We start from the raw sequence: 3,051 nt of genomic DNA, 5'->3' as shown, positions 1-3,051 counted from the left end.
TGACCAAGGACCTCGCGCTCCTTGTCGGCGCCGAGCAGAAGTGGCTCTCCACCACCGGCTTCCTCGACAAGATCGACGAGAACCTCAAGAAGGCGATGGCGGCTTAAGAAAGAAAACGCCTCTCCCCGCATATGGGGAGAGGCGCGCGCGCGATACCTCTGTCCGGGCAATCGACCTCTCGTTCATGGGACTCCGGAGGGCTGTGTCCCGTCGCCGGCTAGTATTCTCCTCAATAGGTGGCTTCTCGTGTTTGGCATCCCTCTGTTCGATCTGGCGTGGCTCGTGGTGGCGCTTCTGGCGGCGGGCGCCATCACCGGTCTGCTGGCCGGTGTCTTCGGTGTCGGCGGCGGGGCCGTGGCGGTGCCGATCCTCTACGAGCTCTTCCGCATTCTGGAGGYGCCCGAGGAAGTCCGCATGCCGCTCTGCGTCGGCACCTCGCTCGCCATCATCATCCCCACATCCATTCGCTCGTTTTCCGCTCACARGGCCAAAGGCGCCGTTGACATGACCATCCTACGGGTCTGGGCCGTGCCCGTGGTGCTTGGCGTCATCATCGGCAGCGTGATCGCGCGCTATGCCTCCGCAGATCTGTTCAAAGGCGTGTTCGTGGCCGTGGCCGGCCTCTCGGCCATCCGGCTGCTCTTCGGCAAAGACACCTGGCGCTTCGGCCTCRACATGCCGGCCAAGCCCATCATGGTGGCCTATGGCTGGCTCATCGGCATCCTCTCGGCTCTCATGGGCATCGGCGGCGGCCAGCTCTCCAACCTCTTCATGACGTTCTACAACAGGCCCATCCACCAAGCGGTGGCGACTTCGTCCGGCTTGGGGATTCTGATTTCGATCCCGGGCGCCATCGGCTATATCTATGCCGGCTGGCCGCATATGGCCGATTACCCTGACGTGATTGCCTTCCAGCCTCCCTTGGCGCTGGGCTATATCTCGCTCCTGGGTTTCGTGCTGTTCATCCCCACCAGCACCTGGATGGCGCCGGTCGGTGCACGTCTGGCGCACCGGCTCTCCAAGCGCCGCCTGGAAGTGGCCTTCGGCATCTTCCTGCTCCTCGTCTGCGCCAGATTCGCCGCCAGCCTGCTCGGTTGAAGAACGTCCTCCCAACGCCATTCTCGGTTTTTACCATTTTACTTGCCGCAACACCGGTTCTGGTCTTTCACCTCAACGGCCGCTTTTGGCACGGGGCTGACGTAAGCCGTACTTCCGTAATGCAGCGCTATCGAGACATTCGCCGAACCTCGCCTTAGGACTCAGATTGACCCGCAGCGGACTCAGGCCGGCGGAGTAGGGCGCGCGGGAACTCCGCTGTGGCACGGCGTCAGTCGCGGCAGCCAGCGGCGCACATCGGCGGCATAGGCCTCGTACTGCGCGCCGTAGGTGCTGTGCAACGTCGGTTCCTCGTAGACCAGAACGAAAAGGTGGGTAACGACGCCAAACACCAGTGCGTAGAGCACCAGCGGCAGGGACCCGATCAGCAGCCCCTGGCCGGCGATCAGCGCCATGACCGCGAGGTACATCGGATTGCGCACGTAGCGGTAGGCGCCCGAGACCACCAGCGTCGCGGTGGGATAGATCGGCGCCGGCGTGCCACGGCCCTGCAATGCGAAGCGGGCGAAGGAATCGAGCACGACCGCGGCGCCGAAGAGGATCAGCGCGCCGCCGAGCCAGCGCACCAGCTCCAAACCGAGCAGCGACGCGTCCATGTGCCACCCGGTCGCGTACCACGGGATGAAGACGCCAAGCAGTCCCGGCGCGGCAACGAGAAATACGATCGAGCCGACGACGGGCATGATGCCGCGAGAAGGCTGGTCCATGTCAGGCCCCCTACGTCCCAATCGGAACGCATCCGAGCTGCTGGAAAAGGCCGAGCCGGTCCAACTCGACCCAGTCCTCCTTCAGCTTGCCGTTCGGCGAAGCGGCCGATGATGATGACAGTCCACGTCGCATTGCGGCCGGACGCGGCAATCCCTTGCCATTCGCCCTGCTGGGTCGCCTGCCAGCGGCCACGCCAGACGCCTCGGTCGCCGGCGAAGAACATGTCATCCAGGGTGTAGGCGGCGTCCGGAAAGGCGCCGAAAAAGCCTTCCATCGCCGCGCGCCAGGCAGGTAGGCCGTGGATCGTCTCCATGCCCAGCCAGTGCGATGTCAACTCGTCATCCCAGTACTTTTCCAGGATGTCCACACGGTGCCCGTTGAAGACCTCGTCGATGTAGGCGCGGATCAACACCTCGTGCTTGTCTTCCGCCATGGTCCTCGCTCCTCCGGAAGCTAAAGGTCGACTGGCCCGTGTAGTAGTCCAGCACGCGCTGGGGTGGCTGGCGAGTGCTGTTCGGCCGGGAGAGCAGTGGCGCGATGCTCATGGCGCGTTTCGTCGAGCAGGTGACGAGTGCCACTTTATCCGCAGGTCGACTATGTCCGCATGATAGCGCGGAATTTCCCTAAATGCATGAGACATCATAAGGGGTGGAAGGGCCGCAACTGGCACTTCTCGGAAGTAGATCGAATGTCAGCATTGGCCGGGAATTTCGGACGGTCGTGACGGGCAGCAGACTTCCTGATTTGACCTACAGGCAACGTTGGCCGATCTCAGGCATATAGCTTGTGCACGATACAGACCTAGCAGTAAGGTCGGCACCGGCGGCTCCCCAAGTTTCCTTGAATATTCATGCTCACACCAAGCCCGCATAAGAAGCGATATAGACTGGTGCTTTACTGACTCACTGCCATGAGTGCCAATGAAGGCTTCCGAGGACGCTCAAATGCAACTCCATCCGGATCCATAATCGCGCTTATCGGAACTTCGCGAGGTGTAGAACCCCGTTAGAAAGGTCACTCCTCTCCCCGTTACAAATGTCACTCTCCCTGGGTGATCGTGCTGGGGAGATTGGATCTGATGACGGTGATCGGGATGAGCCGGCCAGAGATCGATCGGGTTCACATTCTGCGGGACGTCGTGGCGGAGCGAATTACGGTGCGCGAAGCCGCCCAGCTGCTGCGGATCACACGGCGCCAAGTATTCCGATTGCTCAAGGCCTATCAGAC

Annotated in this window: 4 protein-coding genes; 2 read left to right on the top strand and 2 right to left on the bottom strand. The window is 62.1% G+C overall.

What is annotated here, in order from left to right; genetic code table 11:
- Window positions 1-246: 246 nt before the first annotated feature.
- Window positions 247-1,098, top strand: coding sequence for a sulfite exporter TauE/SafE family protein (locus tag ACXJKO_RS30945; protein WP_457094837.1), 852 nt, complete (start codon window positions 247-249; stop codon window positions 1,096-1,098).
- 182 nt (window positions 1,099-1,280) lie between these two features.
- Here the strand turns inward: ACXJKO_RS30945 and ACXJKO_RS30940 are convergent, their stop codons facing one another.
- A complete protein-coding gene (locus ACXJKO_RS30940; protein ID WP_457094836.1) occupies window positions 1,281-1,712 on the bottom strand; it encodes a methyltransferase family protein in 432 nt (143 codons plus the stop codon).
- Complete coding sequence (locus ACXJKO_RS30935; RefSeq protein ID WP_457094835.1) at window positions 1,658-2,257, bottom strand: ester cyclase; 600 nt, start codon at window positions 2,255-2,257, stop codon at window positions 1,658-1,660. Before ACXJKO_RS30935 ends, ACXJKO_RS30940 begins: the two co-directional genes overlap by 55 nt.
- 645 nt (window positions 2,258-2,902) lie before the next feature.
- Here ACXJKO_RS30935 and ACXJKO_RS30930 point away from each other — a divergent pair.
- Window positions 2,903-3,051, top strand: a 149-nt coding sequence (locus ACXJKO_RS30930) for a helix-turn-helix domain-containing protein (RefSeq protein WP_457094838.1), incomplete at its 3' end; no start/stop codon positions are given.

It is taken from the genome of Microvirga sp. P5_D2 (assembly GCF_054049475.1).
The sequence above is the reverse complement of the archived record's forward strand: the minus strand, read 5'-3'. Positions and strand labels throughout refer to the sequence as shown.